General features: G+C 70.9%; 26 protein-coding genes and 1 pseudogene. 9 read left to right on the top strand and 18 right to left on the bottom strand.

Translation table 11 applies throughout. The features are described 5' to 3' along the window. Nucleotides 1-6 precede the first annotated feature (6 nt). Nucleotides 7-792 (bottom strand): glucosamine-6-phosphate deaminase, encoded by a 786-nt coding sequence (nagB, locus tag P8T65_RS15115; protein ID WP_184899269.1) that lies wholly within the window; start codon nucleotides 790-792, stop codon nucleotides 7-9. Nucleotides 793-1,379: 587 nt separating this feature from the next. Here nagB and P8T65_RS15110 point away from each other — a divergent pair. Then, on the top strand, nucleotides 1,380-2,846 hold the full coding sequence (locus tag P8T65_RS15110) for a sensor histidine kinase (protein ID WP_184903667.1): 1,467 nt from the start codon (nucleotides 1,380-1,382) through the stop codon (nucleotides 2,844-2,846). A 248-nt stretch (nucleotides 2,847-3,094) separates the two neighbouring features. Here the strand turns inward: P8T65_RS15110 and P8T65_RS15105 are convergent, their stop codons facing one another. Continuing rightward, nucleotides 3,095-3,352 carry a WhiB family transcriptional regulator gene (locus P8T65_RS15105; protein WP_003992873.1) on the bottom strand — a complete coding sequence of 86 codons (258 nt, stop codon included), beginning with the start codon at nucleotides 3,350-3,352 and terminating at the stop codon, nucleotides 3,095-3,097. 319 nt (nucleotides 3,353-3,671) lie between these two features. Beyond that, the gene (locus P8T65_RS15100) at nucleotides 3,672-4,643 is read right to left on the bottom strand and encodes a diacylglycerol kinase family protein (protein ID WP_060883344.1); all 972 of its coding nucleotides are present in this window, start codon (nucleotides 4,641-4,643) and stop codon (nucleotides 3,672-3,674) included. A 173-nt stretch (nucleotides 4,644-4,816) separates the two neighbouring features. On the opposite strand from P8T65_RS15100, the gene P8T65_RS15095 reads away from it, so the two are divergent. After that, nucleotides 4,817-5,269, top strand: a complete 453-nt coding sequence (locus P8T65_RS15095) for a hypothetical protein (protein WP_316725903.1) — start codon at nucleotides 4,817-4,819, stop codon at nucleotides 5,267-5,269. 740 nt (nucleotides 5,270-6,009) lie between these two features. Here P8T65_RS15095 and P8T65_RS15090 read toward each other — a convergent pair. The 3 genes from P8T65_RS15090 to P8T65_RS15080 all read right to left on the bottom strand — a co-directional run bounded on the left by P8T65_RS15090 (nucleotide 6,010) and on the right by P8T65_RS15080 (nucleotide 8,151). Next, the gene (locus tag P8T65_RS15090; protein WP_316725902.1) at nucleotides 6,010-7,164 is read right to left on the bottom strand and encodes a SigB/SigF/SigG family RNA polymerase sigma factor; all 1,155 of its coding nucleotides are present in this window, start codon (nucleotides 7,162-7,164) and stop codon (nucleotides 6,010-6,012) included. Continuing rightward, nucleotides 7,161-7,574 (bottom strand): anti-sigma regulatory factor, encoded by a 414-nt coding sequence (locus tag P8T65_RS15085; protein WP_033525425.1) that lies wholly within the window; start codon nucleotides 7,572-7,574, stop codon nucleotides 7,161-7,163. The genes P8T65_RS15090 and P8T65_RS15085 overlap by 4 nt, the downstream gene beginning before the upstream one ends. Nucleotides 7,575-7,890: 316 nt before the next feature. Continuing rightward, complete coding sequence (locus P8T65_RS15080) at nucleotides 7,891-8,151, bottom strand: UBP-type zinc finger domain-containing protein (RefSeq protein WP_316725901.1); 261 nt, start codon at nucleotides 8,149-8,151, stop codon at nucleotides 7,891-7,893. Between the two features lie 59 nt (nucleotides 8,152-8,210). Between P8T65_RS15080 and P8T65_RS15075 the strand changes: the two genes are divergently transcribed. Continuing rightward, nucleotides 8,211-9,806, top strand: a complete 1,596-nt coding sequence (locus tag P8T65_RS15075) for a Na+/H+ antiporter (protein ID WP_316725900.1) — start codon at nucleotides 8,211-8,213, stop codon at nucleotides 9,804-9,806. Nucleotides 9,807-9,967: 161 nt separating this feature from the next. Here the strand turns inward: P8T65_RS15075 and P8T65_RS15070 are convergent, their stop codons facing one another. Together P8T65_RS15070 and P8T65_RS15065 are read right to left on the bottom strand one after the other, a co-directional pair. After that, the gene (locus P8T65_RS15070; protein WP_316725899.1) at nucleotides 9,968-10,903 is read right to left on the bottom strand and encodes a pyridoxal-phosphate dependent enzyme; all 936 of its coding nucleotides are present in this window, start codon (nucleotides 10,901-10,903) and stop codon (nucleotides 9,968-9,970) included. A 57-nt stretch (nucleotides 10,904-10,960) separates the two neighbouring features. Further along, the gene (locus P8T65_RS15065) at nucleotides 10,961-11,566 is read right to left on the bottom strand and encodes an N-acetylmuramoyl-L-alanine amidase (protein ID WP_316725898.1); all 606 of its coding nucleotides are present in this window, start codon (nucleotides 11,564-11,566) and stop codon (nucleotides 10,961-10,963) included. A 300-nt stretch (nucleotides 11,567-11,866) separates the two neighbouring features. Here P8T65_RS15065 and P8T65_RS15060 point away from each other — a divergent pair, with 300 nt between their 5' ends. Further along, nucleotides 11,867-13,273 carry a family 2B encapsulin nanocompartment shell protein gene (locus tag P8T65_RS15060; RefSeq protein ID WP_230220079.1) on the top strand — a complete coding sequence of 469 codons (1,407 nt, stop codon included), beginning with the start codon at nucleotides 11,867-11,869 and terminating at the stop codon, nucleotides 13,271-13,273. 111 nt (nucleotides 13,274-13,384) lie between these two features. Further along, nucleotides 13,385-14,485, top strand: coding sequence for a family 2 encapsulin nanocompartment cargo protein polyprenyl transferase (locus P8T65_RS15055; protein ID WP_316725897.1), 1,101 nt, complete (start codon nucleotides 13,385-13,387; stop codon nucleotides 14,483-14,485). A 159-nt stretch (nucleotides 14,486-14,644) separates the two neighbouring features. Here P8T65_RS15055 and P8T65_RS15050 read toward each other — a convergent pair. Further along, nucleotides 14,645-14,890 (bottom strand): annotated as a pseudogene (locus P8T65_RS15050) (TetR/AcrR family transcriptional regulator); the annotation flags it as partial. A 140-nt stretch (nucleotides 14,891-15,030) separates the two neighbouring features. Between P8T65_RS15050 and P8T65_RS15045 the strand changes: the two are divergent. Together P8T65_RS15045 and P8T65_RS15040 are read left to right on the top strand one after the other, a co-directional pair. Next, nucleotides 15,031-15,405, top strand: a complete 375-nt coding sequence (locus P8T65_RS15045; protein WP_316731962.1) for a hypothetical protein — start codon at nucleotides 15,031-15,033, stop codon at nucleotides 15,403-15,405. Between the two features lie 61 nt (nucleotides 15,406-15,466). Continuing rightward, a complete protein-coding gene (locus tag P8T65_RS15040) occupies nucleotides 15,467-15,880 on the top strand; it encodes a YciI family protein (protein WP_316725896.1) in 414 nt (137 codons plus the stop codon). A 15-nt stretch (nucleotides 15,881-15,895) separates the two neighbouring features. Here P8T65_RS15040 and P8T65_RS15035 read toward each other — a convergent pair whose 3' ends face one another. From P8T65_RS15035 to P8T65_RS15005, 7 genes are all read right to left on the bottom strand, one after another. After that, nucleotides 15,896-16,633 (bottom strand): VOC family protein, encoded by a 738-nt coding sequence (locus P8T65_RS15035; RefSeq protein WP_316731594.1) that lies wholly within the window; start codon nucleotides 16,631-16,633, stop codon nucleotides 15,896-15,898. 217 nt (nucleotides 16,634-16,850) lie between these two features. Continuing rightward, nucleotides 16,851-17,306, bottom strand: a complete 456-nt coding sequence (locus P8T65_RS15030; protein WP_316725895.1) for a VOC family protein — start codon at nucleotides 17,304-17,306, stop codon at nucleotides 16,851-16,853. Nucleotides 17,307-17,397: 91 nt separating this feature from the next. Continuing rightward, a complete protein-coding gene (locus tag P8T65_RS15025) occupies nucleotides 17,398-17,823 on the bottom strand; it encodes a helix-turn-helix transcriptional regulator (protein WP_316725894.1) in 426 nt (141 codons plus the stop codon). Nucleotides 17,824-17,902: 79 nt separating this feature from the next. Continuing rightward, nucleotides 17,903-18,811 (bottom strand): carbohydrate ABC transporter permease, encoded by a 909-nt coding sequence (locus tag P8T65_RS15020; protein ID WP_316725893.1) that lies wholly within the window; start codon nucleotides 18,809-18,811, stop codon nucleotides 17,903-17,905. Nucleotides 18,812-18,815: 4 nt separating this feature from the next. Further along, nucleotides 18,816-19,802: a sugar ABC transporter permease gene (locus P8T65_RS15015; protein ID WP_316725892.1), complete on the bottom strand. Its 987-nt coding sequence runs from the start codon at nucleotides 19,800-19,802 to the stop codon at nucleotides 18,816-18,818. A 110-nt stretch (nucleotides 19,803-19,912) separates the two neighbouring features. Continuing rightward, nucleotides 19,913-21,268 (bottom strand): sugar ABC transporter substrate-binding protein, encoded by a 1,356-nt coding sequence (locus P8T65_RS15010; protein WP_316725891.1) that lies wholly within the window; start codon nucleotides 21,266-21,268, stop codon nucleotides 19,913-19,915. Between the two features lie 94 nt (nucleotides 21,269-21,362). Beyond that, nucleotides 21,363-22,385: a LacI family DNA-binding transcriptional regulator gene (locus tag P8T65_RS15005; protein ID WP_316725890.1), complete on the bottom strand. Its 1,023-nt coding sequence runs from the start codon at nucleotides 22,383-22,385 to the stop codon at nucleotides 21,363-21,365. 184 nt (nucleotides 22,386-22,569) lie between these two features. Here P8T65_RS15005 and P8T65_RS15000 point away from each other — a divergent pair, with 184 nt between their 5' ends. Then, complete coding sequence (locus tag P8T65_RS15000) at nucleotides 22,570-23,925, top strand: mucin-1 (protein WP_316725889.1); 1,356 nt, start codon at nucleotides 22,570-22,572, stop codon at nucleotides 23,923-23,925. A gap of 129 nt (nucleotides 23,926-24,054) precedes the next feature. Here the strand turns inward: P8T65_RS15000 and sodN are convergent, their stop codons facing one another. Further along, complete coding sequence (gene sodN / locus P8T65_RS14995; RefSeq protein WP_007491258.1) at nucleotides 24,055-24,450, bottom strand: superoxide dismutase, Ni; 396 nt, start codon at nucleotides 24,448-24,450, stop codon at nucleotides 24,055-24,057. A gap of 156 nt (nucleotides 24,451-24,606) precedes the next feature. Here sodN and sodX point away from each other — a divergent pair, with 156 nt between their 5' ends. Continuing rightward, complete coding sequence (sodX, locus tag P8T65_RS14990) at nucleotides 24,607-25,053, top strand: nickel-type superoxide dismutase maturation protease (RefSeq protein WP_316725888.1); 447 nt, start codon at nucleotides 24,607-24,609, stop codon at nucleotides 25,051-25,053. On the opposite strand, the gene P8T65_RS14985 is transcribed toward sodX, so the two are convergent. After that, nucleotides 24,957-25,586 (bottom strand): CGNR zinc finger domain-containing protein, encoded by a 630-nt coding sequence (locus P8T65_RS14985; protein ID WP_316725887.1) that lies wholly within the window; start codon nucleotides 25,584-25,586, stop codon nucleotides 24,957-24,959. The two genes, sodX and P8T65_RS14985, sit on opposite strands and share 97 nt — an antisense overlap. Nucleotides 25,587-25,697: the final 111 nt, after the last annotated feature.

The following is a 25,697-nucleotide window of genomic DNA, read 5'->3' as shown; positions in this document are numbered from 1 at the left end:
CACGCCCTAGATGCCCTGCCAGTCCGGCTTGTTGTCGTACGTGTGCCGGAAGTAGTCCGCGAGCTTCAGCTTCGACGCGGCGCCCTCGTCCACCACGACCGTCGCGTGGCGGTGGAGCTGCAGCGCCGACGCGGGGCACACAGCTGCCACCGGTCCCTCCACGGTCGCCGCGACGGCGTCCGCCTTGCCCTCGCCCGTGGCGAGCAGCACCAGGTGCCGGGCCTCCAGGATCGTGCCGATGCCCTGCGTGATGACGTGGTGCGGCACCTGGTCGATGTCGCCGTCGAAGAACCGCGCGTTGTCGATCCGGGTCTGCTCGGTGAGGGTCTTGATCCGCGTGCGGGACGCGAGCGACGAGCACGGCTCGTTGAACCCGATGTGCCCGTCGGTGCCTATGCCGAGCACCTGCAGGTCCACACCCCCCGCCTCGGCCAGCGCCCTGTCGTACGCCTCGCTGGCCCCCGCCACGTCCTCGGCGGTGCCGTCGGGCCCCATGAACGCGTCCATGCCGAGCCCCAGCGGCTCCAGTACCTCCCGTCGCAGCACCGAGCGGTAGGACTCGGGGTGCTCGGCCGGCAGCCCCACGTATTCGTCGAGCTGGGCCACCCGTGCCCGTGAGACGTCCACGGAGCCCGAGCGCACCTTCCGCGCCAGTGCCTCGTAGATGGGCAGCGGGGTCGACCCCGTGGCCACCCCGAGCAACGCGTCGGGCTTCCGCCGGAGCAACTCCGCCATCGCCTCGGCTATGAGCTCGCCACCCGCCTTGGCATCCGGAACGATGACAACTTCCACGCTGGCCTGCCGATCTGGAACGTAGGACTCAAGAGGACTCGACCGGAATCCGCGGGTCAAGCACCTTTCATGTGGTGTAGACCAATCTAGCAGGGGTGGACCCCTCTCCACAGGGGTCGCGCGTGAGGCCGGTCACCGGCCGGGCGGCGGCGTTCCGGCCCGCCCCCGGGTCGAAGCGGGCTACTCTGCGAGTGGACCGTCCGCGGATGTCGGACAGGGGAACAACAAACATCCGCCAACGCATGGACACACGCAGTGGTCTAGTCAACAATGCGTGGTAGAGCATGTGATCGATCAGCGGCCCGCCGCCGGCGATCGCACGCGACGACAAGCCTCCGTCTTCCCCGCACAGGAAGGCGGACCGAGGACCCGGCGCTCTCTGCCCTGACTGCTCCGGATCCTCATCCTTCGGCCGACTGGGACCGCACACCCCACGGTCGATGTTGCTCCGGGCTGCGGTGCCGGGAGGGCTGAGGGTCCCTCTCAGGCGCCGCGGCCCGCGGGTGTTCCCGGGCCCGTACCGGCCACTCCAGCAGCCGTTTCCGGTCATCTCCGTACCGCCAGGTACGCTCGCACACGTGCCCTCCATGAACGAACTCGTCCGCCAGCACACCGCCCTCAGCGACTCCGACCTGGAGTGGCTGCACCTGCTGGTGTCGGAGTGGCAGTTGCTGTCCGACCTCTCCTTCGCCGACCTGGTCCTCTGGGTCCCCACGCGCGACGGCACCCGTTATGTCTCCGTGGCCCAGATGCGTCCCAACACCGGCCCCACCTCGTACCAGGACGACATGGTCGGCCACCTGGTCCCGCGCGGCCGGAGGCCCCTGCTCGACGCCGCGCACGACGAGGGCCGGATCGTCCGCGAGGGCGACCCGGAGTGGCGCGAGGAGGTGCCCGTACGGGTCGAGTCCATCCCCGTGCGCAGGGAGGGACGCGTCCTCGGCGTCATCGCGCGCAACACCAATCTGCTGACCGTGCGGACCCCGAGCCGCCTGGAGCTGACCTACCTCCAGAGCGCCTCCGACCTGGCCCAGATGATCGCCGCGGGCGCGTTCCCCTTCCCCGACCAGCAGGTCGACATGGACGCCTCGCCGCGCGTCGGCGACGGGCTGATCAGGCTCGACGCCGACGGCATCGTCCAGTACGCCTCCCCGAACGCCCTCTCCGCCTACCACCGCCTCGGCCTCGCCGCAGACCTGGTGGGCTGCCACCTCGGCCGTACGACCGCCGAACTCGCCCCTTCCCGGGGCCCGGTCGACGAGGCGCTCGCCAAGCTGGCGAGCGGGTGGGCGCCCCGCGAGTTCGAGATCGAGTCCAGCGACGGGGTGATCCAGTTCCGGGCGATCCCCCTCAAGCCCAAGGGTCCGCGCATCGGTTCACTGGTGCTGCTGCGGGACGTGACCGAACTGCGGCGCCGCGAGCGCGAGTTGATCACCAAGGACGCGACCATCCGGGAGATCCACCACCGGGTGAAGAACAACCTCCAGACCGTGGCCGCCCTGTTGCGTCTCCAGGCCCGGCGCATCGAGTCCGAGCGCGGCCGGGAGGCCCTCGAAGAGGCCGTACGACGGGTCGGGTCGATCGCGATCGTGCATGAGACGCTGTCCCAGAATCTGGACGAGCGGGTGGAGTTCGACGAGATCGCCGACCGGGTGCTCGCGATGGTCGCCGAGATCTCACCGGGCAAGGTCGCCGGCCGGCGCACCGGACGGTTCGGCATCCTGGACGCGGAGGTCGCCACCCCGCTGTCCATGGTCCTCACCGAGATCCTGCAGAACGCCCTCGAACACGGTTTCCGCGAGGGGGACACCGGCACGGTCGAGGTCTCGGCCGTCCGGGGCGGCACCTCCAAGGAGGCCCGGCTGCTCGTCACCGTCCAGGACGACGGCGTCGGCCTCCCCGAGGGCTTCGACCCGCACCGCTCGGGCAACCTCGGCCTGCAGATCGTACGGACCCTGGTGGAGGGGGAGTTGGGCGGCACCTTCGACATGGTCCCGGCGCCGGAGCGGGGCACCCAGGTGATCCTGGACATCCCGGTGCGCGCCCAGAAGTAGCGGGCGTACGGCGGCCGTACCGGTCGGGGCACCACGTTCGTCGGATCGGGGCACCACGGTCGTCGTACCCGTCCCCGTATCCAAAACAGGTACCCGAAACAGCACCGAGCCCCGGACCATCATGTGGTCCGGGGCTCGGGCTCGTGGCTGATTAAGCGCACCGGGGGCACTGCGCGCTGCGGCTCGGGGGCGGGAGATGCGCACTCGCTGTGCGCGCCGCCAAGCTCAGGCTATTGCTGGGTGGGATGTCAGGCGGATGCCTGACGGGCCCGGTTGCGGGCGGCGCGGCGCTTCATGGCGCGGCGCTCGTCCTCGCTGAGACCACCCCAGACGCCGGAGTCCTGGCCGGACTCAAGCGCCCACTGCAGACACTGCTCGATAACCGGGCAGCGACGGCAGACAGCCTTGGCTTCCTCGATCTGCAGCAGCGCAGGACCGGTGTTGCCGATGGGGAAGAAGAGCTCGGGGTCTTCCTCGCGGCAAACGGCGTTGTGACGCCAGTCCATGGCTGCTACCTCTCCTTGGTATTACATGCACGTTAGCTTGTGAATGTGAACGCTTTCACGAATCCCTCAACAAGTGAAGGGCCGATCACCAGACGGACTGGTGTGGTCCTGTGGATTGAGGAGGGGTTCTGGCGCTTGCTTGAGCCGGTGTTGCGGGCTGTCCCGAGCGCCACGTAGAGACTCGCAAACCTCAGCGGCGGATACAACCCCTTCCGGAAAGTTTTTTTTGATTCCTCGGTGTCGACTGTGTCACAGCCGTACTTCCATGGGGTGGATCCTGGCCTAAACGTTCGAGTGGAAGGACTTTTGCCCGTTCCGCTCACACAATCACACGCAGTGCACGGCGTACGCCTGTGAACGTCACGCTCGTTCGCAGTCCGAGGTGGTCGCCGTCCATCTGGAGGGGGAGAGGCACCTTCGAATGCAAGGTGAAGTCGGTCAGGTCGTGCAGGGTGGTGGCGTGCTTGCCCTGGGGTCCCCGCTCGGGGGACGAAGTGAGCAACTGTGTGCCATATCGGGCGAGCGCGGGCGTCGACATGCGGCTGAGACCGAGCACGTCGAGACCTTTATCGAACGAGGCCTTAGGCGACGCGTACACCGGGCGATTGCCCAGAAACGTCCACGGGGACGTGTTGCAGACTATGGACAGCACAAGATCGGAAATCGGGTCCTCGCCGGCCCGCTCCAAAGTGATCGTGCCGAGTCTGCGATGGGGCTCTTCCAGAAACTGCCGGAAAGCCTGACGCAGGTAAAGGGCGTGTGTGGATTTCCGTCCGCGTTCCCGCTGTTGCTCGACCCGGCCGATCACACCCGCGTCGAATCCGAGGCCCGCGCAGAAGGTGAACCAGCGGGACGGGACCGCCTCGTCCTCCGTGCCCGGGGTGCCGGAGGCCATGCCCAGGCCGACGGTGCGCTCCCGGCTCTCGCGCAGCGCGTCGAGCAGGACGCCGGTCGCCTCCACGGCGTCGTTGGGCAGACCCAGGGCGCGGGCGAAGACATTGGTGGAGCCGCCGGGGACCACGGCGAGACGGGGCAGACGGTCGGGGTCGGGGCCGTGGTGCAGCAGGCCGTTGACGACCTCGTTGACCGTGCCGTCGCCGCCGAGCGCGACGACCAGTTCTATGTCGCCCTTGCCCTCCGCGGCCTGGCGGGCGAGATCCCGGGCGTGACCCCGGTACTCGGTGGTCACCGCCTCCAGCTTCATCTCGCTCGCGAGAGCGTGGATCAGCACATCGCGCGTACGTGCGCTTGTGGTGGTTGCCGCCGGATTGACCACGAGAAGTGCACGCATGAGTTGCAGGGTACCTACTGGGTGGTACCCGGCCCATACCGAGGTGCGGATCAAGGGAGAGATCAGGTAGTGACGATGAGCACGTGGGGGCGCGCGACCACGGTGCATGTGCCGGAAACCGGGCCGGGCACCGGGGGCTCAGCGGGCGACGGGGCGAGGGCTACCCTTCAGGGGTGAGCCCTGAGCAGACCCCCACGCCGGACACCTCCGACGCCGAGCCCCGCCCCGGGCGGCTGACCGCCGCGGCGGCGCTGGCCGCGCTGGAGGGGGTGGCCCTGCTGGTGGGCGGCGGGGCCATGCTCGTCGTCGGCCTCACCGGTGACGCGGACGACCTGAGCACCGGCGTCACCGGCGGCATCACCCTGATCGCGCTGGCCCTGCTGCCGCTGATCGCCGCGCGCGGGCTGCTGCTGCGGCGGAGCTGGAGCCGGGGGCCCGCCGTCATCACCCAGATCATGGCGCTGCCGGTGGCCTACAACCTGCTGCGGGCCGACAGCGTGGCGATCCCGGCGGGCATCGCGCTGGCGGTGGTCGCCGTGGCCGCGCTGGTCCTCCTGATCAACCCCGCCACGACCCAGGCCCTCGACATCCAGGGCCCTGGCCGCACCCAGCAACCGAAGCCCTAGCGGGCAGCCGGGCAGCCGGGCAGCCGGGCAGCCGGGCAGCCGGGCGGACGAGAAGGCCGAAGCCTGCTGGGGTGGGTGGCGGCGAAAGTCGAGCGCGAGGTCGGCCGGGCGGCTGCACAGGACCGGCGGCTGCACTGGACCGAGGGGCCCACCGGGGCAGGGGCAGCCGGACGCAGAGCGAAGACTCCGGGTGCGCTGACGGCCTTCTGGAGCCGGCCCGGCGCCGGCACACATCCTCGACCCCGAAGGGGAGGGCGACCGGGGCGAGACGGTCCTCAAGGAGAAGATCGCTGCTGCGAGGGCCATCTGACAGGTCAGAGCCGACCGCGCGGTTCGCCGAGAGCACGGTCGGCTACCTGGAGGGCCTGACGGCGGCCGGGAAGACGTCCGCGCCCGCGAGGGCGTCCTCCATGGGACGGTCCTCCATGGGGCGGATGGGCAGTCAGCAGCTGATCGTGGCCCACGCGCAGCCGCCAGGTCTCCGGCGTCGGTCGCGAGCCGGCACCCGTGTTCGGACCCGGCGCGCGGTCGCGGAGGGCGAAGCCGTCGGTGCCCGTGTGCCTGTGGGGGCATCGCCGACCGGCCGGCCGCCGGGGGCGTGGCGTTCGTCGAGGTGAGCGTGGTGTGCGGGTGTGGTCGAGAGGTGTGGCCCGGTCGCGCGCCGGCGCGACCGTCGCTTCGCCCCGCTCCTCCTCGACCTCCGCGGCCTTCTTCTCTCCGCTCCCGCCGGGACTCTCGCGCTACTCCTCGACGAGCAGCTTCTCCCGCAGTTGCGCCAGGGTGCGCGCCAGCAGTCGGGAGACGTGCATCTGGGAGATGCCGACCTCCTGGGCGATCTGCGACTGGGTCATGTTGCCGAAGAACCGCAGCAGCAGGATCCGCTTCTCGCGCGGCGGGAGGTCCTCCAGCAACGGCTTCAAAGACTCCCGGTACTCGACGCCCTCCAGCGCCTCGTCCTCCGCGCCGAGGGTGTCCGCGACCGCCGGGGACTCGTCGTCGGTGTCGGGGACGTCCAGGGAGAGTGTGGAGTACGCGTTGGCCGACTCCAGGCCCTCCAGCACCTCCTCCTCGGAGATGGCCAGCTTCTCGGCCAGCTCGTGCACCGTCGGGGAACGCCCGTGCTGCTGCGACAGCTCGGCCGTGGCCGTGGTCAGCGCGAGCCGCAGCTCCTGGAGCCGACGCGGCACCCGTACCGCCCAGCCCTTGTCGCGGAAGTGCCGCTTGATCTCGCCGACGACCGTCGGGGTCGCGTACGTGGAGAACTCCACGCCGCGGTCCGGGTCGAAGCGGTCCACGGACTTGATCAGGCCGATGGTGGCGACCTGGGTCAGGTCGTCCAGCGGCTCGCCGCGGTTGCGGAACCGGCGTGCGAGGTGCTCAACGAGCGGCAGGTGCATCCGGACGAGCCGGTTGCGCAGCTCCGCGTACTCGGCGCTGCCGTCCGGCAGGGCGCGCAGCTCGACGAACAGGGCTCGCGCCCCGCTGCGGTCCTGCGGGTCGTGCTGTGTGCTCCGCACGGGCTGCGCGTTCGGCGCGCCCGCCTCGTCGTGTCGCTCGTGCTCGCTCATAGTCCCGCCCGCCGTCACCGTTCCCCCAGCTCTCGACTGTGCTCGAGCGGGGGAGGCCCCAGTCCGCCCTCGTGAGGACGTGGTGCTCCGTAGGGCACCCTCCGGATCCCGTTGTCCGTCGGAGGGCACCTCGTCGTCGGACGGCTCCGCCCACCGAGACGCTCCCGCCGCCGAGGACTCGTCCTCCGGGTGCGGCCGGGCCTGCTCGGGGATGCCGTCGACGCCGTCCGTCAGATGCGCCGGCCCACTCGGACCGCCGTCGTCCTCAGCGGGCAGTTCCCGTGTGCCGCGTTCTTCGTCCCGCACCGGCCCGTCCCCGTTCCTCACGCCGGCCCGGGTCCCGCGCCGCGCTGTTTGTAGAGGCTGATCGAAACGGTTTTGTCGTCGGCCACCGCGGAGGAGACCTTGCCCGCCAGGGCCGACAGCACGGTCCAGGCGAAGGTGTCGCGCGAGGGGGCGTGGCCGTCGGTGGTGGGGGCCGAGACCGTGACCTCCAGCGAATCGTCGACCAGACGGAAGACACAGCTGAGCACCGAGCCGGGCACGGCCTGCTGAAGCAGGATCGCGCAGGCCTCGTCGACCGCGATGCGCAGGTCCTCGATCTCGTCGAGGGTGAAGTCCAAACGGGCCGCGAGGCCGGCCGTCGCCGTACGCAGCACCGACAGGTAGGCACCCGCGGCCGGCAGCCGGACTTCCACGAAGTCCTGGGTCCCGGGCTCGCCTGCGATCTGGGACACCCTCACCTCCAAGGTGGTACAAGCTTTTTCGGGGGCCGAGGGTCGCCCCCCGGGGTAACGCGCTACGTGGTTCAGCGGTGACGCTATCGCGCTACCGAGCGCCGTGTCCTCGGGGTCCTGAGGACCCCACCCCATGCTGTCACTCATAGTAGGCCTATGAATACGCTCGGTGGCTAGAGGTCTGCGGGCCTCAAATAGGAAGAGCACGCGCCGGATTGACGTACCCACGCGCCGGACCGCCGAACCGTGTCACACGAGTACGTCGACGTGTCACGCGGTGACATGGTTCCGTCGTACGACGTCTCGGTCGTGTTCGTCAAACGAGTACATGGTCCACGAAGCACCAGCGCCAGGTCTCGCCGGCCTCGAACGTACGCATGATGGGATGGCCGCTCTCCTTGTGGTGCGCGGTGGCGTGGCGCATCGGCGAGGAGTCGCAGCAACCCACGTGTCCGCACTCCAGGCACATCCGCAGCTGCACCGGGTGGCTCCCGGCGGCCAGGCACTCCGGGCAGGTGTCGCTCAGGGGATCGGGCTCGGGGTGCGGCAGCGCCTCCGTGTGCGTGCACTGTTTCATGATTGCCAGGTTACGACGGGCGCGCGGAACATCGCGCGGAAACGAAGGCGGCGGAAGCGATGCACTTTTTGCCCCTGCTGTTGCTGGTCGCAGGGAGTGCGACGGTCGCCGGGGTCGCCCGGCGCACGCCGGTGCCCGCCCCGCTGCTGCTGGTCGCGGCGGGGCTCGCGGTGTCGTACCTGCCCGGGGTGCCGCACTACGAACTCGACCCCGAGATCGTCCTGCCGCTGATCCTGCCGCCGCTGCTGTACACCGCCGCCGGCGACAGCTCCTACCTCGACCTGCGGGCCCAACTGCGACCCGTGGCCCTGCTGTCGGTCGGTTACGTCCTCTTCGCGACCCTCGCCGTGGGCTGGGCCGCCTACCTGATCGTGCCGGGGATGCCGCTGACCGCCGCGTTGGTGCTCGGCGCGGTGGTGGCGCCGCCGGACGCGGTCGCGGCGACGGCGGTCGCCCGGCGGGTGGGTCTGCCGTCGCGGATCACCACGATCCTGCAGGGCGAGTCCCTGGTGAACGACGCGACCGCGATCACCGCCTACCGGGTGGCCCTCGCGGCCACCGTCGGCGAGGGCGCGAGCTGGACCGGCGGGATCGTGGAGTTCCTGGTGGCGGCGATCGGCGGTGTCGCGGTGGGCCTGCTGCTGATGGTGCCGATCCACTGGCTGCGCACCCACCTCGAGGAAGCGCTGCTCCAGAACACCCTCTCCCTGCTCATCCCCTTCGTCGCCTATGGGCTCGCCGAGTGGGTGCACGCCTCCGGGGTGCTCGCCGTGGTCGTCGTCGGTCTGTACCTCGGCTACCGCAACTGGCAGGTCGACTTCGCCACCCGCCTCCAGGAGGAGGCCGTCTGGAAGATGGTCGCCTTTCTCCTGGAATCGGCCGTGTTCGCCCTCATCGGACTCCAGCTCCCGGTCGTCCTCGAAGGGCTGGGCGAGTACGAGGGGGGCCGCGCCACGTGGTACGCCGTGGCCGTCTTCCTCGTGGTCGTCGCGTCCCGGTTCGTGTGGGTCTATCCGGCGACCTTCCTGCCGCGCATGGTGTCGCGGCGCATCCGGGAACGTGAGGACGACCCCACCTGGAAGGGGCCGTTCGTCATCGCCTGGGCCGGCATGCGGGGTGTCGTCTCGCTGGCCATCGCCTTCTCGATCCCGCTCACCGTGAACGGCGGGGAAGACTTCCCCGAGCGGAACCTGATCCTCTTCCTGACCTTCACGACGGTCATCGGGACCCTGGTCATCCAGGGACTGACCCTGCCCGCGCTGATCCGCTTCCTGAAGCTGCCGGGACGCGACCAGCAGGCCGAGACCCTCGCCGAGGCCAACGCCCAGGCCCAGGCGTCCCGGGCGGCCGAGGCCCGGCTGGACGAACTCCTCGCGGACGAGAGCAACGAACTGCCGCCGCCGCTGGTCGACCGCCTCCGCACCGTCCTGGAACGGCGCCGCAACGCCGTCTGGGAGCGGCTCGGCGCCGTGAACCCGGTGACCGGGGAGAGCGTCGACGACACCTACAGCCGTCTGTCCCGCGAGATGATCGGCGCGGAACGCGAGGTCTTCGTCAGACTGCGGGACGGCAGGTACATCGACGACGAGATGCTGCGCACCCTGCTGCGCAGGCTGGACCTGGAGGAGGCGGCCGTCTACCGGGAGGCCTCCTAGGGCTAGGCCCTGTCGTCACATTCCCGCCTGCCCGGCACGCCGAGAGCACGCTCCCCCGGTCTCGGCTGTGCTCGACCGGGAGGTACCCCCACGACGCCGCCAGGCCGTCCTTCGGGCGACGGCGGGAATGTGACGACAGGGCCTAGGGCCGGCCTTTCCGGTCATGCCGGGGCCGAGGGCTCCGGGAACGGGCGGCCGGTGATCACCGCGGCGACCGTCGTCCCGCGCGGGAAGGCGCCCTCCGCCGCCAGGGCGACGAGTCCGTAGAGCAACTTGGCGACATAGAGACGTTCCACCGGGAGGTGGTGGCGCGTCTCGAAGTCGTCCGCGAAGGCGTCCAGTTCGGGTGAGCTCCGTGCGTAACCGCCGAAGTGGAAGCGGTCGTCGAGATTCCAGTCGCCGCGCGGCCCGCCGAACGCCCTGTGCTGAAGCTGTCGTATCTCCTCGTCGAGGAAGCCACCCTTGAGAACCGGAATGCCGAGGGAGCGTTGGTCGGGGGCCAGCCCCGCGGCCAGTCCGGCGAGCGTGCCGCCGGTGCCGCAGGCGAGGGCCACGACGTCGGCCCGGCCGCGCAGCTCCGCGCCGAGGTCCTGGCAGCCCGTGACGGCGAGGGCGTTGCTGCCGCCCTCGGGGACCACGTACGCGCCGTCGGCGTCGGCGGCGCGCAGGACGGCGACCAGTGTGGCCGGGTCGGACTTGTGGCGATACGTCGACCTGTCGACGAAGTGCAGCCGCATGCCGTCCGCCGTGCAGCGGGCCAGGGAGGGGTTGAGAGGGCGGTCGGCCAGCTCCTGGCCGCGGACCACGCCGATGGTGGGCAGGCCCAGCAGGTGACCCGCGGCGGCGGTCGCGCGCAGATGGTTGGAGTAGGCGCCGCCGAAGGTGAGCAGCGGGCGGCCCGCCGCCGCGCGCAGGTTCGGGGCCAGCTTGCGCCACTTGTTGCCGACGAGCCGCGGATGGATCAGGTCGTCGCGCTTGAGCAGCAACCGGAGGCCGTGGCGGGCGAAGCGTTCGTCCGCGATCTCCTGGAGGGGTGACGGCAGCCTGGGCTTCAGGACGCTGGTGAGGTCGTCGGGGGCGGAGGGCTGGCCGGTCACGTACCCATTGTCGGACACATGACCGGTGGGTGTCGGACGCGCCCGCCGCCGGGCCCTCTACCAGACGGTCCCGGATTTCAGACGGTCCCGGACGCGTTCTCTCATGCCGGTCATGGTGAATCCCCGGGGGTCGACCTTCCCGGGCTGCCATTCGAGGTGCCCGATGACGGATCGCTGGTTCCAGCCGTGGTGGCGGCAGACGGCGGCGGAGACCCGCTCGATGGCCTCGAGCTGCGCCGCCGGCCAGGGATCCTCGCCGTCGCCGAGGTTCTCGCACTCGAAGCCGTAGAAATGGCGGTTGCCGTCCGTGTTGGCCTCGTTGTCCGCGGGCAGCGGCCTCTCGGCGATCACGGCCCGCAGCACGTCGTCGTCGCCCAGGCCGGCGTGGTTGGCCCGGCCGTAGCCGACGAGGTGCACCCGGCCGTCCTTGGTGATCACGCCGTGGCACAACGGGCCCGGCAGCCCCGAGTACCCGTTGCGGCAGATACGGACGGTGCGTTCGCTGCCGGAGGTGACGGTGTGGTGGATCATCACGCCGTGGACGGGCCCCCAGGGGCCCACATGGTTGCGGTTGTGATGTTCCCAGTCGCCGACCTCGACGACCCGGACGCCCTCGTTCTTCAGGACGGTGAGAAACCTGCTCGCGGACATGGGTGGGGCCATGGCCGACTCCTTCGTGCCATGCGACGGCCGCTGGTCGTGACCGCCTCGTACGCGGTGTGTACCCCAACTCGCGGTGCGGGCCAGGCGGACGAGGGGGCGCACGGATGGATCCGGTCAGATTCGGCCGGGGCTCGTACGGGGATGCGAGTGGTCGACAGAAACAGCCGACATGCCCAGTCTGCGAAGATCCATTCCCGCTCTTTCGGGTAATAGCACCGGCACGCTCCGTGATGCAAGGCTGGATCGCGAGATCGGTGACCGCGATCAGTGCTGTCAGTGCATACCCGGAGGGGAATCCGCATGTCGGTAGGCGAAGAGGTTCGCTCGCAGCAGGACAGGCCGCAGCAGAGTCTCGGCACGGCCGCTGCCCGGAACCTGGCCACCACCACGAAGTCCACGCCCCAGATGCAGGAGATCAGCTCGCGCTGGCTGCTGCGCACCCTGCCGTGGGTGAACGTGCAGGGCGGCACGTACCGGGTGAACAGGCGGCTCACCTACGCGGTCGGCGACGGCCGCGTCACCTTTGTGAAGACCGGCGACCAGGTCGCCGTCATCCCCGCGGAGCTCGGCGAACTGCCGGCCCTGCGGACCTACGAGGACATCGACGTCCTGGGCGAGCTGGCCCAGCGGTGCGAGCAGCGGGAGTTCGCGCCCGGCGACGTCCTGGCCGAATTCGGCAGCCAGGCGGACGAGGTGTACCTGCTCGCGCACGGCAAGGTCGAGAAGATCGGCACCGGCCCCTACGGCGACGACGCGGTCCTCGGCGTACTGGCCGACGGCGCCTACTTCGGCGAGCAGGCACTGCTCGACCCCGACGCGATCTGGGAGTACACGGCTCGCGCGGTCACCGCGTGCACGGTGCTCGTCCTGCCGCGTCAGGCCGTCGAGCAACTCGCCGAGCGCGCCGAGACGCTCAGCGAGCACCTGCAGGAACAGCGCTCGATCCCGTCGCAGCGCACCAACAAGTACGGCGAGAAGGAGATCGACCTCGCCGCCGGCCACAGCGGCGAGCCGGACATCCCGCACACCTTCGTCGACTACGAGGCCGCGCCGCGCGAGTACGAACTCAGCGTCGCCCAGACCGTCCTGCGCATCCACACCCGCGTGGCCGACCTCTACAACCAGCCGATGAACCAGACCGAGCAGCAGATCAGGCTCACGGTCGAGGCGTTGAAGGAGCGCCAGGAGCACGAGCTCATCAACAACCGGGAGTTCGGCCTCCTGCACAACTGCGAGTACGACCAGCGGCTCCAGCCCCACGACGGCGTGCCCAGCCCGGACGACCTGGACGAGCTGCTCTGCCGCCGCCGGGGCACCAAGATGCTCCTCGCCCACCCGCGTGCGATCTCCGCGTTCGGCCGCGAGCTGAACAAGCGTGGACTGGTCCCCGAGACCATCGACATCGCCGGGAACCGCATCCCCACCTGGCGGGGCGTGCCGATCTACCCGTGCAACAAGATCCCTGTGACCGAGGCCAGGACCACGTCGATCATCGCCCTGCGTACCGGCGAGGAGGACCAGGGCGTCATCGGTCTGCGGGCCGCGAGCATCCCCGACGAGATCGAGCCCAGCCTGTCCGTCCGGTTCATGGGCATCAACGAACAGGCGATCATCAAGTACCTCGTGACGGCCTACTACTCGGCCGCGGTCCTGGTCCCCGACGCGCTCGGCGTGCTGGAGAACGTCGAGATCGGCCGCTGGCGGTGACCCTGTCCGAACGGACGCCGTGTCCCCGCCCCACCGGGCGGGGACATCTCGCGAGCACGCGCCCGCGCACAGCGGAACCGCCGCCCTCCGCGGCCCCTCCCGGGCGACCCCATGGGTGAGTCCGCGACGGAGGCGAAGCGGGGCCCCGCCGGTGCCGGCGGGTCGGCCGGCCGGGTGGGCGCGGCAAGCGGACCTGACGGACACGAGGCGGCAGGAATCCTGGAACAGGCGCGGCTGTCGGTCGATCCCGAACTGCGCCGGGCCGTCGGGTCCTTACCGGGTTCGATGCGTCGCGTCGCGCGCTACCACTTCGGCTGGGAGGACGCGGACGGCACCCCGGTCACGGGGAACGCGGGCAAGGCGATACGCCCGGCGCTGGTCCTGGCCGCCGTCGCCGCCCTCGGCGGGCGCGAGTCCACCGCCGTGAGGGCCGCCGCCGCGGTGGAGCTGGTGCACAACTTCACGCTGCTGCACGACGACGTGATGGACCGGGACACCACGCGTAGACACCGGGCCACCGCGTGGACCGTGTTCGGGATCCCCGACGCGATCCTGGCCGGGGACGCACTCCAGGCCCTGGCCCAGCAACTGCTCGCCCAGGACCCGCATCCGGCGTCGACCGCGGCCGCAGCCCGGCTCTCGGCCTGTGTCGTGGAACTCTGCGCCGGCCAGCACACCGACACCGAGCTGGAGGGGCGCCGGCCGGAGGAGGTCACTCTCGACGAGGTGCTCGTCATGGCCGAGGCGAAGACGGGCGCGCTGCTCGGCTGTGCCTGTGCGGTGGGCGCGTTGTACGCGGGCGCCGGTGAGGAGGACGTCAAGGCCCTGGACGCGTTCGGACGGGAGGCCGGCCTGGCCTTCCAGCTCATCGACGACGTGATCGGCATCTGGGGCGACCCGAGCCACACCGGCAAGCCGGCCGGAGCGGATCTCATGGTCCGCAAGAAGTCCCTCCCGGTGGTCGCCGCCCTCGCCTCCGGCACCCTGGAGGCTCTCGAACTCGCCGAGCTGTACGGACTGCCGTACACGGAGGGGGACCTGGAGCGCACGGCATCGGTCGTGGAGCGGGCAGGTGGGCGCGACTGGGCGCAGATCCAAGCCGCCGACCGTATGGCCAGGGCCATGCACGAACTCTCCCGCGCGGTCCCTGACCCGGAGTCGGCCGGCGGCCTGCTCGCACTGGCCGAATTCGTGACGCGCCGCAGCAGCTGAGGCGGGGCCGAGCGGCGGTCGATGCTCCGGAGGTGTCGTCTCGTGCCGTGCGGACCTGACCCCGCGCGGTGCCGGTGCCTTCGGGTGTTCGGCGGGTCCCGCACATCCCCACGGTGTGCGGGGTCCGCCGGGTCTTCGGGGCGTCGGGGCTTGGGGGGCGCCGTCGAGGACGTCCGGCAGGGTCAGGTGTTCGAACAGCAGGCCCTGCACGGCCAGGTAGAGCACCATGACCGTCTCCTCGCCGCCGGGGAGGCCCGCCTCACGGTGGAACCGCATGCCGAAGTCCAGCTCGCCGCGCACCGACGCGGTGTACGAGGCGTACAGGGCCGGGCGGCGGGTGGCTTCGAGGCGCAGTTCGAGGTGGGCGAGTTAGCCGGTGCGGTCCCCGGTGACACGGGCCAGCAGAGCTCGACGACGTGCGCGGCTTCGACAACGGGGTGGTCGTACGGAAGTACAGCAGGAAGCGCTGAGCGCGGCACCGAGCGCCGGAGATTGCCGGTGTACGGCCGGGAGCGCACCGACCCCGTCGGCCATACCCTGAGGACATGGGCATCGACGAGCATGTCTGCCCGGTCTGCGGACAGCCTGTGGCCACGGTCGTACGGCGGCACAAGACGCTGGGCGCGTGGGTACCCGTGTGGGGTCCGGGTCCGTGCAGGAACCACGAGTGTACGGTGTACGTCGACGAGGCCGTGGAGGCCGCGGAGGCCGCCGCTGAGAAGCCCCGGGCGGTGGCCCGGCGGACGCACGGCAGCCATGGTGCGCATGGCGGTCACGGTGATCGGGCCGGGCACGGCGGTCAAGCGGGTCACTCCGGTCGTGCGGCACGTCCCGGCGAAGCCGAGGCGGTGGCCGAGCCGGCCGAGGCGACGGACCCGGCCCCGGTCCCGGCCGAGGAGCGGACCGAGGAGAAAGCCTGACCGGCCCGGCCGGGCTCGGCCCCTGGCTCCCGGCCCGCACGGCGGACGAAGGAGCGGACACATGAAGTTCCTGATGATGGTCCTCGGCACGCGGGCGGACTACGAGGGCATGCGGGGCCAGACCTCCGAGCACTCCCCGGCCTGGACGCCGGAGCAGCTGCGGGCCATGTACGCCTACATGAGCGCGATCAACGACGACCTCACCGAGACCGGGGAGATGATCGACGGGCAGGGGCTGGCCGAGCCGGCGAGCACCCGGTTCGTCACGGCGGACGTCGACGGCAAACCGGTGGTCACGGACGGCCCGTACCCGGACACTGCCGAACTGCTCGCCGGCTACTGGCTCCTGGACTGCGCCGACCTGGACCGGGTCACGGAGATCGCGGCCCGCGTCGCCCAGTGCCCCGGGCCGGAGGGGCTCAAGGAGTACCCGGTGGTCATCCGCCCGGTGCTGGAGGGTGCGCAGGACATCTGAGCCGACCGGGCTGTCTCACTCCGCCGCCGGAGGCAGCCCGCCCGTCTCCGGGGACCGGCCCGTCAGGCAGTACGTGCCGCCCGCCGGATCGCGCATCACGGTCCAATGGAGCTGACGGGACACACAGGTGGCGCCGATGGATTCATGGTGCGCACGGGTGGCGTCGATGTCGGCGCAGGCGAGGTCGAGGTGGGCGGTGGCCGGGCGAGGAGTGTCGAGTCGCTGGAGGAGGATGCGGAGGGGGAGGCCGGCCGACGGGCGCAGGACATGGAACTCCGGGCGGGAACCCGGGTGGGAGTCCCACCCGGTCAGGGCCGCCCAGAAGGTGACCTCAGCCGCGAAGGCGGCCGGCGGCACGTCGAGGCACACCTGGTCCAGCCGGCTGCCGTTCACGACGGGCGGCCGCTCGGCCTCTCCGTGCCACGGCACCACGCAGAAGAGCTGCCCGGCGGGCGAGTGCAGCACCGCCCAGCCGTCGTGCGGGGCGACCACCTCGGCCCCGAGCCGGACCGCCCGGCCGACGAGCGCGGGGACGTCCTCGACCACGAGGTCCAGGTGAGCGCCGCCGCCCGACCCGACCCCCTGCGCCTTCACACAGGCGTCGCCGGTCTCGGGCAGCAGGGTGACGAACTCGCCCTGATCGCCCCGGCGCGCGGACAGCCGCGTCGCCGTGACCGCCGTCCAGAAGGCGCAGGCCCGCTCGAACACGGCCGTCGGCCGATCGACGAAGGCGTACGCCCACCGGATCGGCACCCCTGCCTCGCCCTCCCCGCCCACCGAGCCGCCGCCCGGGACGCCGCCCAAGACATCGCCCCCGCCGTCCTTGCCGTTCCCGCCCACTCCACCCACAGCGCCGCTCCCTGTCGTACGGTCCAGCCCCACGGCTGAACGACTCGTACGCTCCCTCGCCGTCCCGCTCCACGCAACGCCGTTTCCCGTGTGCCGGGGCGTTCTCTCCGTACCCGGCTGATCAGTCCCGGCGTTGCATGAAGCGCAGCATGTTGCCCGCGGGGTCGCGGAACGCGCAGTCGCGGACGCCGTACGGCTGGTCCGTGGGGGCCTGGAGGACGTCGGCACCGGAGGCTTCGACGCGGCTGTAGAGGGCGTCGCAGTCGGTGGTGGTGAAGTTGACGCCGCGCAGGACGCCCTTGGCGAGGAGGTTGGCGATGGTCTCGCGGTCGGCGGGGGAGATGTCGGGGTCGGCGGCAGGCGGCTCCAGGACGATCTCGACGTCCGGTTGGAGCGGCGAGCCCACGGTCACCCAGCGCATGCCCTCGAAGCCCACGTCGCCACGGACCTCCATGCCCAGGACGTCGCGGTAGAAAGCGAGCGCCTTGTCGTGGTCGTCGACGGCGAGGAAGCACTGGGCGAGCTTCACGTCCGGGGCCGGGAGGCCGCGCGCGGCGTTCGGATCGTTCGTAGTCATGCCCTCACGCTAGGCCGTGCCCGCGGTGTCCCGCCCACTCGGATACGGCCGTCAGGCCGGACAGCCCCTCACCAAGATCTTCATCAGCCTTCTAGGGCACTTCGTCGGGTTCCGTCATGCGTACGCGGTGTCGGGACGGCCGGGTCAGGCGCTTCGCGACACAGGCGGGGACGGCCGCGCCCTCCTCGTGCGAGCGGGCCCGGTACGCGCTCGGTGTCTCGCCGACCAGCTCCGTGAAGCGGGAGCTGAAGGAGCCCAGCGACGTACAGCCCACGGCCATGCACACCTCCGTCACCGTGAGGTCGCCGCGGCGCAGCAGCGCCTTGGCGCGCTCTGTCCGGCGGGTCATGAGGTAGCCGTACGGAGTCTCGCCGAACGCCGCGCGGAAGCTGCGCTGGAAGTGCCCGGGGGACATCAGCGCGGTGCGGGCGAGCGCGGGCACGTCCAGCGGCTCGGCGTACTCGCGGTCCATGCGGTCCCGTGCCCGCCGCAGCCGCACCAGATCGTCCCGGTCCATGCCCACAGCATCGCACCGGGCACTGACAACGGGCCACGCCCGGGACGTCGGGGCACGCCCGCCCGGGGCGGGCGGAAGCTCACCCCTTCACCGCCGAGCTGGCCACCCCCTGGACGAACCACCGCTGGAAGAAGGCGAAGACGATCAGCACCGGCAGGACGAGCAGGACGCCGAAGGCGAGGATCTGGCCCCAGTCCGGGGGCTGCTCCCCCTGGAAGACGCTCATCTCCAGCGGCAGCGGACGTACCGAGGGGTCGGAGACCATCAGCACCGGCCACAGGAACGACCCCCACTGGGTGAGGAAAGTCAGGATGGCGACCGAGGCGAAGGCCGGCTTCGACATCGGGACGATGATCGCGAAGAAGGTGCGCCAGGGGCCGGCGCCGTCCAGCCGGGCCGCCTCCTCGATGCTCGGCGGGATCGAGCGGAAGAACGTGTGGAACTGGTAGACCGAGAAGGCGTTGGCGACGAACGGCAGCGCCTGGATGAAGAGCGTGTTCCGCTGGTCGTTGAACATGTAGAACAGCGGCACGGCCACCGACTCGAACGGCACCAGCATCAGCAGCAGGACCAGCGTGAAGACGGCCTCCCGGCCCCGCCACCGCAGCCGCGAGAGGCCGTACGCCGCCATCGAGTTGACGAAGAGGCCGCCGGTCACCACCACGAACGCCAGCAGCAGCGAGACGCCCATGAACTGCCAGAAGTAGCCCGTGCTCTCGGAGTTCAGGCTGTCCAGGACGGCGGAGTAGTTGTCGAAGGACAGGTGGGTGGGGAGGAAGCCGGACAGCCCGTTCAACACCTCGTCGGACGGCTTGAGGCTGCCGAGGAGGAGATAGAGGACGGGCAGCGCGAAGACGAACGCCAGGACGGAGAGGACGGCGTAGTCGAGGAAGTGGCGCAGCGGCCCGCGGGACGGACCGGCACCCGTGCTCGTACCCGTGGCAGTAGCCGTACCCGTGCTGACGGTCGGACTCATGGTCGTACTCATCTGCTCAGTCCTCGTTGTCGGGCCGGACGACGCGGCGCTGGATCAGGGTCAGGGCGACGACGATCAGGAAGAACACGACGGTGATCGCGGAGGCCTGGCCGATGTTGTTCTGGTCGAAGGCGGTCGTGACGGCCTGGTACATCACCGTGCGGGCCGCGTCCTCGTCGAGCCCGCCGCCCTTGACCAGGACGTACACCTGGTCGAAGACGCGGAAGGACAGCACCGAGGTGAGCATCACGACGAAGACGAGGGTGGAGCGGATGCCCGGCAGGGTGACGTGCCGGAACTGCTGCCAGCGCGAGGCCCTGTCGAGCTGGGCGGCCTCGTAGAGCTCGCCCGGAATCTGCTGGAGCCCGGCGAGCAGGATGACCATCTGGAAGCCGACGCCCTGCCAGACGGAGAGCACGATGATCGAGGCCATCGCGGTCAGACCGTCGCCGAGCCAGTCGAACGCGCCCCAGTTGCCGAAACTCACCGCGTCCAGCGCCGAGTTGAGCATGCCCTGGTCGCTGCGGGCCAGGATCAGCCGCCAGATCACCGCGACCAGCGCCATCGGGAAGACGACCGGCATGAAGAACACCGACCGGAAGATGCCGATCGCCTTCAGCTTGCGGTTCAGCAGGATCGCCAGGCCCAGCGCGAGGCCGGTCTGGAGGGGGACGACGACCACGGCGAAGGTCAGGTTGTTGAGCAGCGCCCGCAGGAACGGGCCGGAGAGGTCGGGGTCGGTGAACAGTCGGCGGTACTGCTCGACACCGAAGAAGGTGGGTTCCAGCGGGGAGCCGAGGCGCACGTTGTAGAAGGAGAGCACGACGGCGTAGCAGAAGGGGATGCCGACGAAGGCGATGAGTCCGGTGACGGCGGGGGCGGACATCAGCAGCCCGTGCAGCCATGCGCGGTCGCGGCGTGGCGGCCGCCGGGTCGGTGCGCCGGGGGCTGGGGCCTGCTGCCGGCCTGGGGCCGCCGCGGGCGTGGGTTCCACGGTTTTCACGGAGGGGTCCTCTTCCCGAAAGGGGCGGACGGACACGGGGTGCGCGTCCGCCCCGGCCGATGGGTTCGGCTGGACCGATGGGTCCGGTACGGCCTGCTGGGCGCGTTGTGCTACGGGATCTCGTAACCGGCGTTGTCCGAGAAGTCCCGGTCGATGGCGCGGGCGGCCTTCGACAGGGCGCCCTTCGGGTCGGCGCCGCCGTAGATCGAGCTCACGGCCTCGCTGAACTTCGCGGTCACCACGGGGTATCCGGCGGTCACCGGCCGGGTGACGGCGACACACGACTTGCTGATGTCGCTGTCGCCGCACGGCTTGGCGAGCTGGTCGGCGAAGAGCTGGAGCGGGCCGCCCTGCCGGTAGAGCGGGCTCGCGGCGAGCGCGGACTTCGTGGCCGGCGGCGCGCCGTTGGCCTTCGTCATCGCGCCGACGTTGGTGTCGTCGAGCAGGAAGTCCAGGAAGGTGCCCGCGGCCTTGGCGTTCTTGCTGTTCGCGCCGACACCCCAGGCCCACGAGCCCTGGCCGGTCTTCGGGCCGTCGCCGAAGTCGGGCAGCGGCAGCACGACCAGGTCGTCACCGAGCGCCTCGCTGTAGGCGGGGTACATCCAGTGCCCGACCCAGCTCAGGGCGACCCGGCCCTTGGCGAAGGCGTTGCCGTCGGTGTTGGCGTCCGTCGTGGCCTTCCAGGACTGGAAGGTCTTCAAGGCCGACGCCACGGCGGGGGTGTCGAGGGCGCCCGCCGCCTTGCCGTCCTTCAGCAGGGAGCCGCCGGCCGACCAGACGATCGGGGCGAATCCGTAGGTGCCCCACTCGGTGGCGTAGCCGTTGCCCTCCTGGAGGTCGAGGACCTTGCCGTCGGAGTCCTTCGCCTTGAGCGCCTTGAGCGCGGCGTCGAACTCCTTCGCGGTCCAGGCGTCGTCCAGGCCCTTCGGGTAGGTGACCCCGGCGGCGTCCAGCAGCTTCTTGCTGCCGTACATGCCGAGGCCGGAGTCGAACATGCCCAGGCCGTAGTGCTTGCCGTCGATCTCGCCCTGTGCCTTGGAGGCGTCCGTGGCGTTGTCGAGGGTCTTGGCGGAGATGTGCCCGTCGAGCGGGGCGAGCTTCTTGTTGTAGACGAAGTTCGCCATCGTCGGGCCGTCGAACTCCAGGACGTCCGGCAGTTCGGCGGCGTCCGTCGCGGTGATGGTCTTGGTGTAGTCCTTCTCCGGTATCAGCTTCAGCTCGACCTTGACCTTGCTCTGCGAGGAGTTGAACGACTTCACCGCGTTCTGCAGGGCCTCCGACTCGCTCTTCTGGCCTTGGTGGGCCCAGACGCTGATGGTCCCCTCGCCGCTGCCGGCCTCGGCGGACGTGTCGCCCCCACCGCCCCCGCCACAGGCGGCCAGTGCCGCCAGGGGGAGGGCCAGGGCCAGTCCCGTACGGGCGGTGCGGCGAAACCTACTGCCGGTCGAGCGGGGGGTCGGGTTCATGGTGTGTGCCTCCGTGCGGGATGAGGGTGCGAGGTGCGGGGTGGGGCTTTCGGGTGGCGGGGTGCCGAGCTCGACGGAATGGGGGTACGGGAAGTCACTGGGGTCCGCGCGGGCGCGGGGGCGCCGTGGTCTCGCGCAGGACGAGCCGGATGGGCATCTCCACCCGGCCGGGCGGCTGTTCGGCCTCCGGCTCGTCCAACTGCCGCAGCAGCAGCCGGGCGGCCTCCGCGCCCTGCCCGGCGACCGGCTGGGCGACGGTGGTCAGCCCGACCACGTCGGCGAGTTCGTGATCGTCGAAGCCGACCACGGACACGTCGTCCGGCACCCGCAGCCGATGCCGTCTGAGCGCGCGCAACGCGCCCATCGCCATCTCGTCGGACTGGGCGAACACGGCGGTCGGGGGCCGGGACGCGGCCAGCAGCTCGGTCATCGCCCGCTCGCCGCCGTCCACCGTGTAGTCGCCGTCCGCCACCAGCGCCGGGTCGTGCTCGATTCCGGCCTCGGCGAGGACGCGCAGATAGGCGGCGCGACGGTCGACCGGGGTGGTCCAGTGCAGCGGCCCGCTGGCCCCGGAGATCATGCCGATCCGGCGGTGGCCGAGGTTCACCAGATGCCGTACGGCGCTCTCCGCGCCCGCCCGGTCGTCGATGCCGACCACCGTGAAGCCGGGCCGGGCACCCCCGACCGTGGAGGCCAGCGGCACCCCGAGGGAGCGCAGCGCGGCGGACTCGTCCTCGTCCGGGATGAGCAGGGACAGCACCGCGTCGACCCGCTTGCGCACCGGCAGTTTGGTGAAGAACCGCTTGCGCGCCTCGGCCGAGCCCAGGTTGTAGAGCAGTACGTCGTACCCGGCGGCGCTGAACACGTGCTCGGCGGCGTCCAGCACGGTGCCGAAGAACCAGCGGCCGATGTACGGGGCCACGACCCCGATCGTGTACGTGCGCCCGCTGGCGAGGCTGGACGCCGAACGGGACGCGGTGTAGCCGAGCTGTGCGGCGACGGCCGCGATCTGGGCGCGTACCTCGTCCGAGACGCCCGGCCTGCCCCGTAGCGCGCGGGACACGGTGGACGCCGAGACGCCGGCGGCGCGGGCGACATCGGTGATGCTGACCGGCACGGCGGATTACTCCCATCGGGTTCACGTCGGTGTGTGTCTGGGGGGTGACGTGACCGTAAACCCGCCCTCCTTGTTGCGCAAGCGTTTGCGTTCAGTTTTACTTGCGCTGATTCTCAATCGACATCTCTCTGAACCATGATCAGCGCACGCGTTTGAGCGCTGCGAGCCGACAGGACTGCTGCGCATGCGATACGCCCCGCCGGGCCTCTGCGTGAACGACTTCGCCCTGCTCCGCGATGACGACGGCACCTACACGGTGCTCCATCTCCAGGGGCCCTGGACCGCCGAGTTCGACCATCTGCGGATGGAGACGTCCTACGGCCGGGCCACCTCGGTCGACCTGGTCGGCTGGCGGCCCGCGGGCACCGCCTTCGGCAACGGTCTGCCCGGTCGCTTCGACCAGCAGGCGGTGTGGACGATGCACCCCGTGCGCCACGGCACCGGAAGCGCGATGTTCTACACGGGGGTGAGCGGGCTGACGCCCGAGGGCTGGCCCCTGCAGTCCGTCGGCCTCGCCCTCTCCGACCGCACGGACGGCACGGGCTGGCGGCGCCACGGCACGGGACCGGTCGTCGAGGCCGACCCCCGCTGGTACCGCACCGCCGACCGGATGGGCTGGCGCGACCCCTTCGTCGTACGCGACGACGAGGGCGACGGCTGGGTCATGGTGATCTGCGCGTCCGACGCCTCGCTCCCGGTCGAGGTCAGCGGTTGCGTGGCCTGGGCCACCTCCCCGGACCTCGAACACTGGACGGTCCACCCGCCGTTGATCTCCCCGGGCGACGTGGACGAGTTGGAGTGCCCGGTCCTGGAACGCCTCGACGACGGGACCTGGCTCCTCCTGGGCTCGATCGGCTCGACGCGCGGCTTCGACGCGTGGACAGCGCCCCGCCTGCGCGGCCCCTGGACCCGGCGCGGCCAACTCGGCCCCACGGGGGCGTACGCCCCCCGCGTCATCGCCGCCCCCGACGGCTCCCGCGTCGTGCTGCACACGACCCCCCGCCGGGTCGGCCTCACCGACGCCGGCGACACCTGCCGGGGCATGCTCGCCCAGCCCAAGTCCCTGGTCGTGGGGGCGGATGCGGCCCCGCGCCTGGCCTGGTGGCCGGGCCTGGACGTCTGGCTCGGCGACCCGACGACCGCCCCCGCACTCCACGCGGTCGGCGACATCGACCTCTCCGGCGGCCCCGTCGAGATCGCCCTGCGCACCGACCCGGCCGACCCCTCCCGCCCGGCCCTCACCGTCGCCTGCGACGGCAAGAACCTCCGCGTCACGGGCCCGGCCGGCGCCCCGTTCGCCGAGACGGTCCTGCGTGAACCCCCCACGTCACTGCGCGTCCTGACGGTCGGCGAGTACGTCGAGGTCTACGCCGACGGCGTCTTCGTCCTGACCGCCCTCTGCTACTCCGGTCGCCCCGTCCCCTGGACGGCGACGACCGACGGCCACGCCACCGCCGTCCCCGTCCGCCCTGTACGCCTCCCCGACCCCGACCGTGACGACGCGTCGGCGATCTGGCCGGGGCTCGATCCGACCCCCTGACTCGGGCCGGACGAACGGCCGTCAGGGCTGTCAGGGCCGTACGGGCCCCCGAACACGACCGCACCCGGCCCGTCACACCGTCGTTCGGGACGGCGGTATGCGGACCGGGTGCGGACGAGAGAGGCCGGGTCAGGCCTTCTTGGTCTCCCAGAAGATCTTGTCGATCTGGGCGATGTAGTCCAGGGCCTTCTGGCCCGTCGCCGGGTCGGTCGAGCCCTTGGCGGCCGAGAGGGCCTTGAGGGCGTCGTTGACCAGCTGGTGCAGCTCCGGGTACTTCTCGAAGTGCGGGGGCTTGAAGTAGTCGCTCCAGAGCACGGAAACGTGGTGCTTCGCGAGCTCGGCGCGCTGCTCCTTGATGACCGTGGCACGCGCCTGGAAGTGCGGGTCGTCGTTGGCGGCCATCTTCTCCTGCACGGCCTTCACCGACTCCGCCTCGATGCGGGCCTGGGCCGGGTCGTACACACCGCAGGGCAGGTCGCAGTGGGCGCTGACCTTGACCTTGGGGGCAAACAGGCGGGAAAGCATGGAGCATTCCTTCCTCGTGATCGTCTTCTCAGGTGGGACATTACTCCCTGCGAGAGGGGTTTTCGCGAGTGCCCCCATGGGCTTAGGACAAAAGTCCGGGGTCAGACTGGGACGGGTGGAGCACTGGAGAGGAACGGACCGGGGAGGTGCCGGGTGATGCCGGAGCCGTCGCAGGAGAGCGGGCCGGGAAGCGTGCGGGGCAGGGCCCTCCTGCCCTTCGGGGTGGCCGAGGTCACGGGGCCATCCATGGTTCCGACGCTGCGCCACGGGGACCAGCTCCTGGTCCACTACGGGGCCCGCCTACGGGTCGGTGACGTCCTCGTACTGCGTCATCCCTTCCAGCAGGATCTGCTCGTCGTGAAACGGATCGCCGAGCGGCGCGACGGCGGTTGGTGGGTGCTCGGGGACAACGCCTACGCGGGCGGGGACAGCACCGACTACGGGGTCGTCCCCGACGAACTGGTCCTCGGGAAGGTCCGATTCCGGTACCGGCCCAGGCCCCAGGGTCAGCGGTCGCCGCTCATGCTCGCCCGCTGGGCGTTCTCGGCGGCCCGGCCCGTGTTCGGCGACCGGTCCGCCTCCAGGCGTTTGCGGGCCCGGTAGGCCGCGACGTTGGCGCGGGTCGCACAGCGGTCCGAGCAGTAGCGCCGGGAGCGGTTGGTCGAGGTGTCGAGGTAGGCGTTGCGGCACGGCGCCGCCTCGCACAGACCGAGCCGGTCCACGCCGTACTCGGTGAGGTGGAAGGCCAGGCCCATCGCGGCGATGGCGGCGTAGCCCGCCGTCGCGTTGGACGGGTGGTCCGCCAGGTGCATGTGCCACAGCGGGCGGCCGTCGTCGTCCCGGAAGTCGTGCCCCGAGATCTGGGGGCTCACCGGGAATTCGAGCAGCAACGAGTTCAGCAGGTCCACGGCGAGGGTCTCGTCGCCGTCGTTCGCGGCCTCGAAGACCGAGCGCAGCCGGGCCCGCACCGACCGGAACCGGGTGACATCGGCGTCCGTCGCCCGCCGGGCCGCCTGCCCACTGGGCCCGAAGAGGTCGCGGACGGCCTCGACCGAGGTGAGCGTGTCCTTGCCCCGGGCCGGTTCCTCGGTGTTGACGAGGCGTACGGCGTAGTCCGAGTAATGGGCCAGTTCCACTTGTAGTCCTTACGGGGGCGCTCTAATGTCGGGGTGCGGATCAGGTAATGGCTGCTCGTGCTTACAGGGTATTACGCGCTCGACGTGTCAGCCGGAAGAAGCGGTACGAGC

It is taken from the genome of Streptomyces sp. 11x1, assembly GCF_032598905.1.
In the GTDB taxonomy this organism is placed as follows: domain Bacteria; phylum Actinomycetota; class Actinomycetes; order Streptomycetales; family Streptomycetaceae; genus Streptomyces.
Note: the sequence above shows the minus strand (reverse complement) of the source record. Positions and strands in the feature narration are given on the sequence as shown.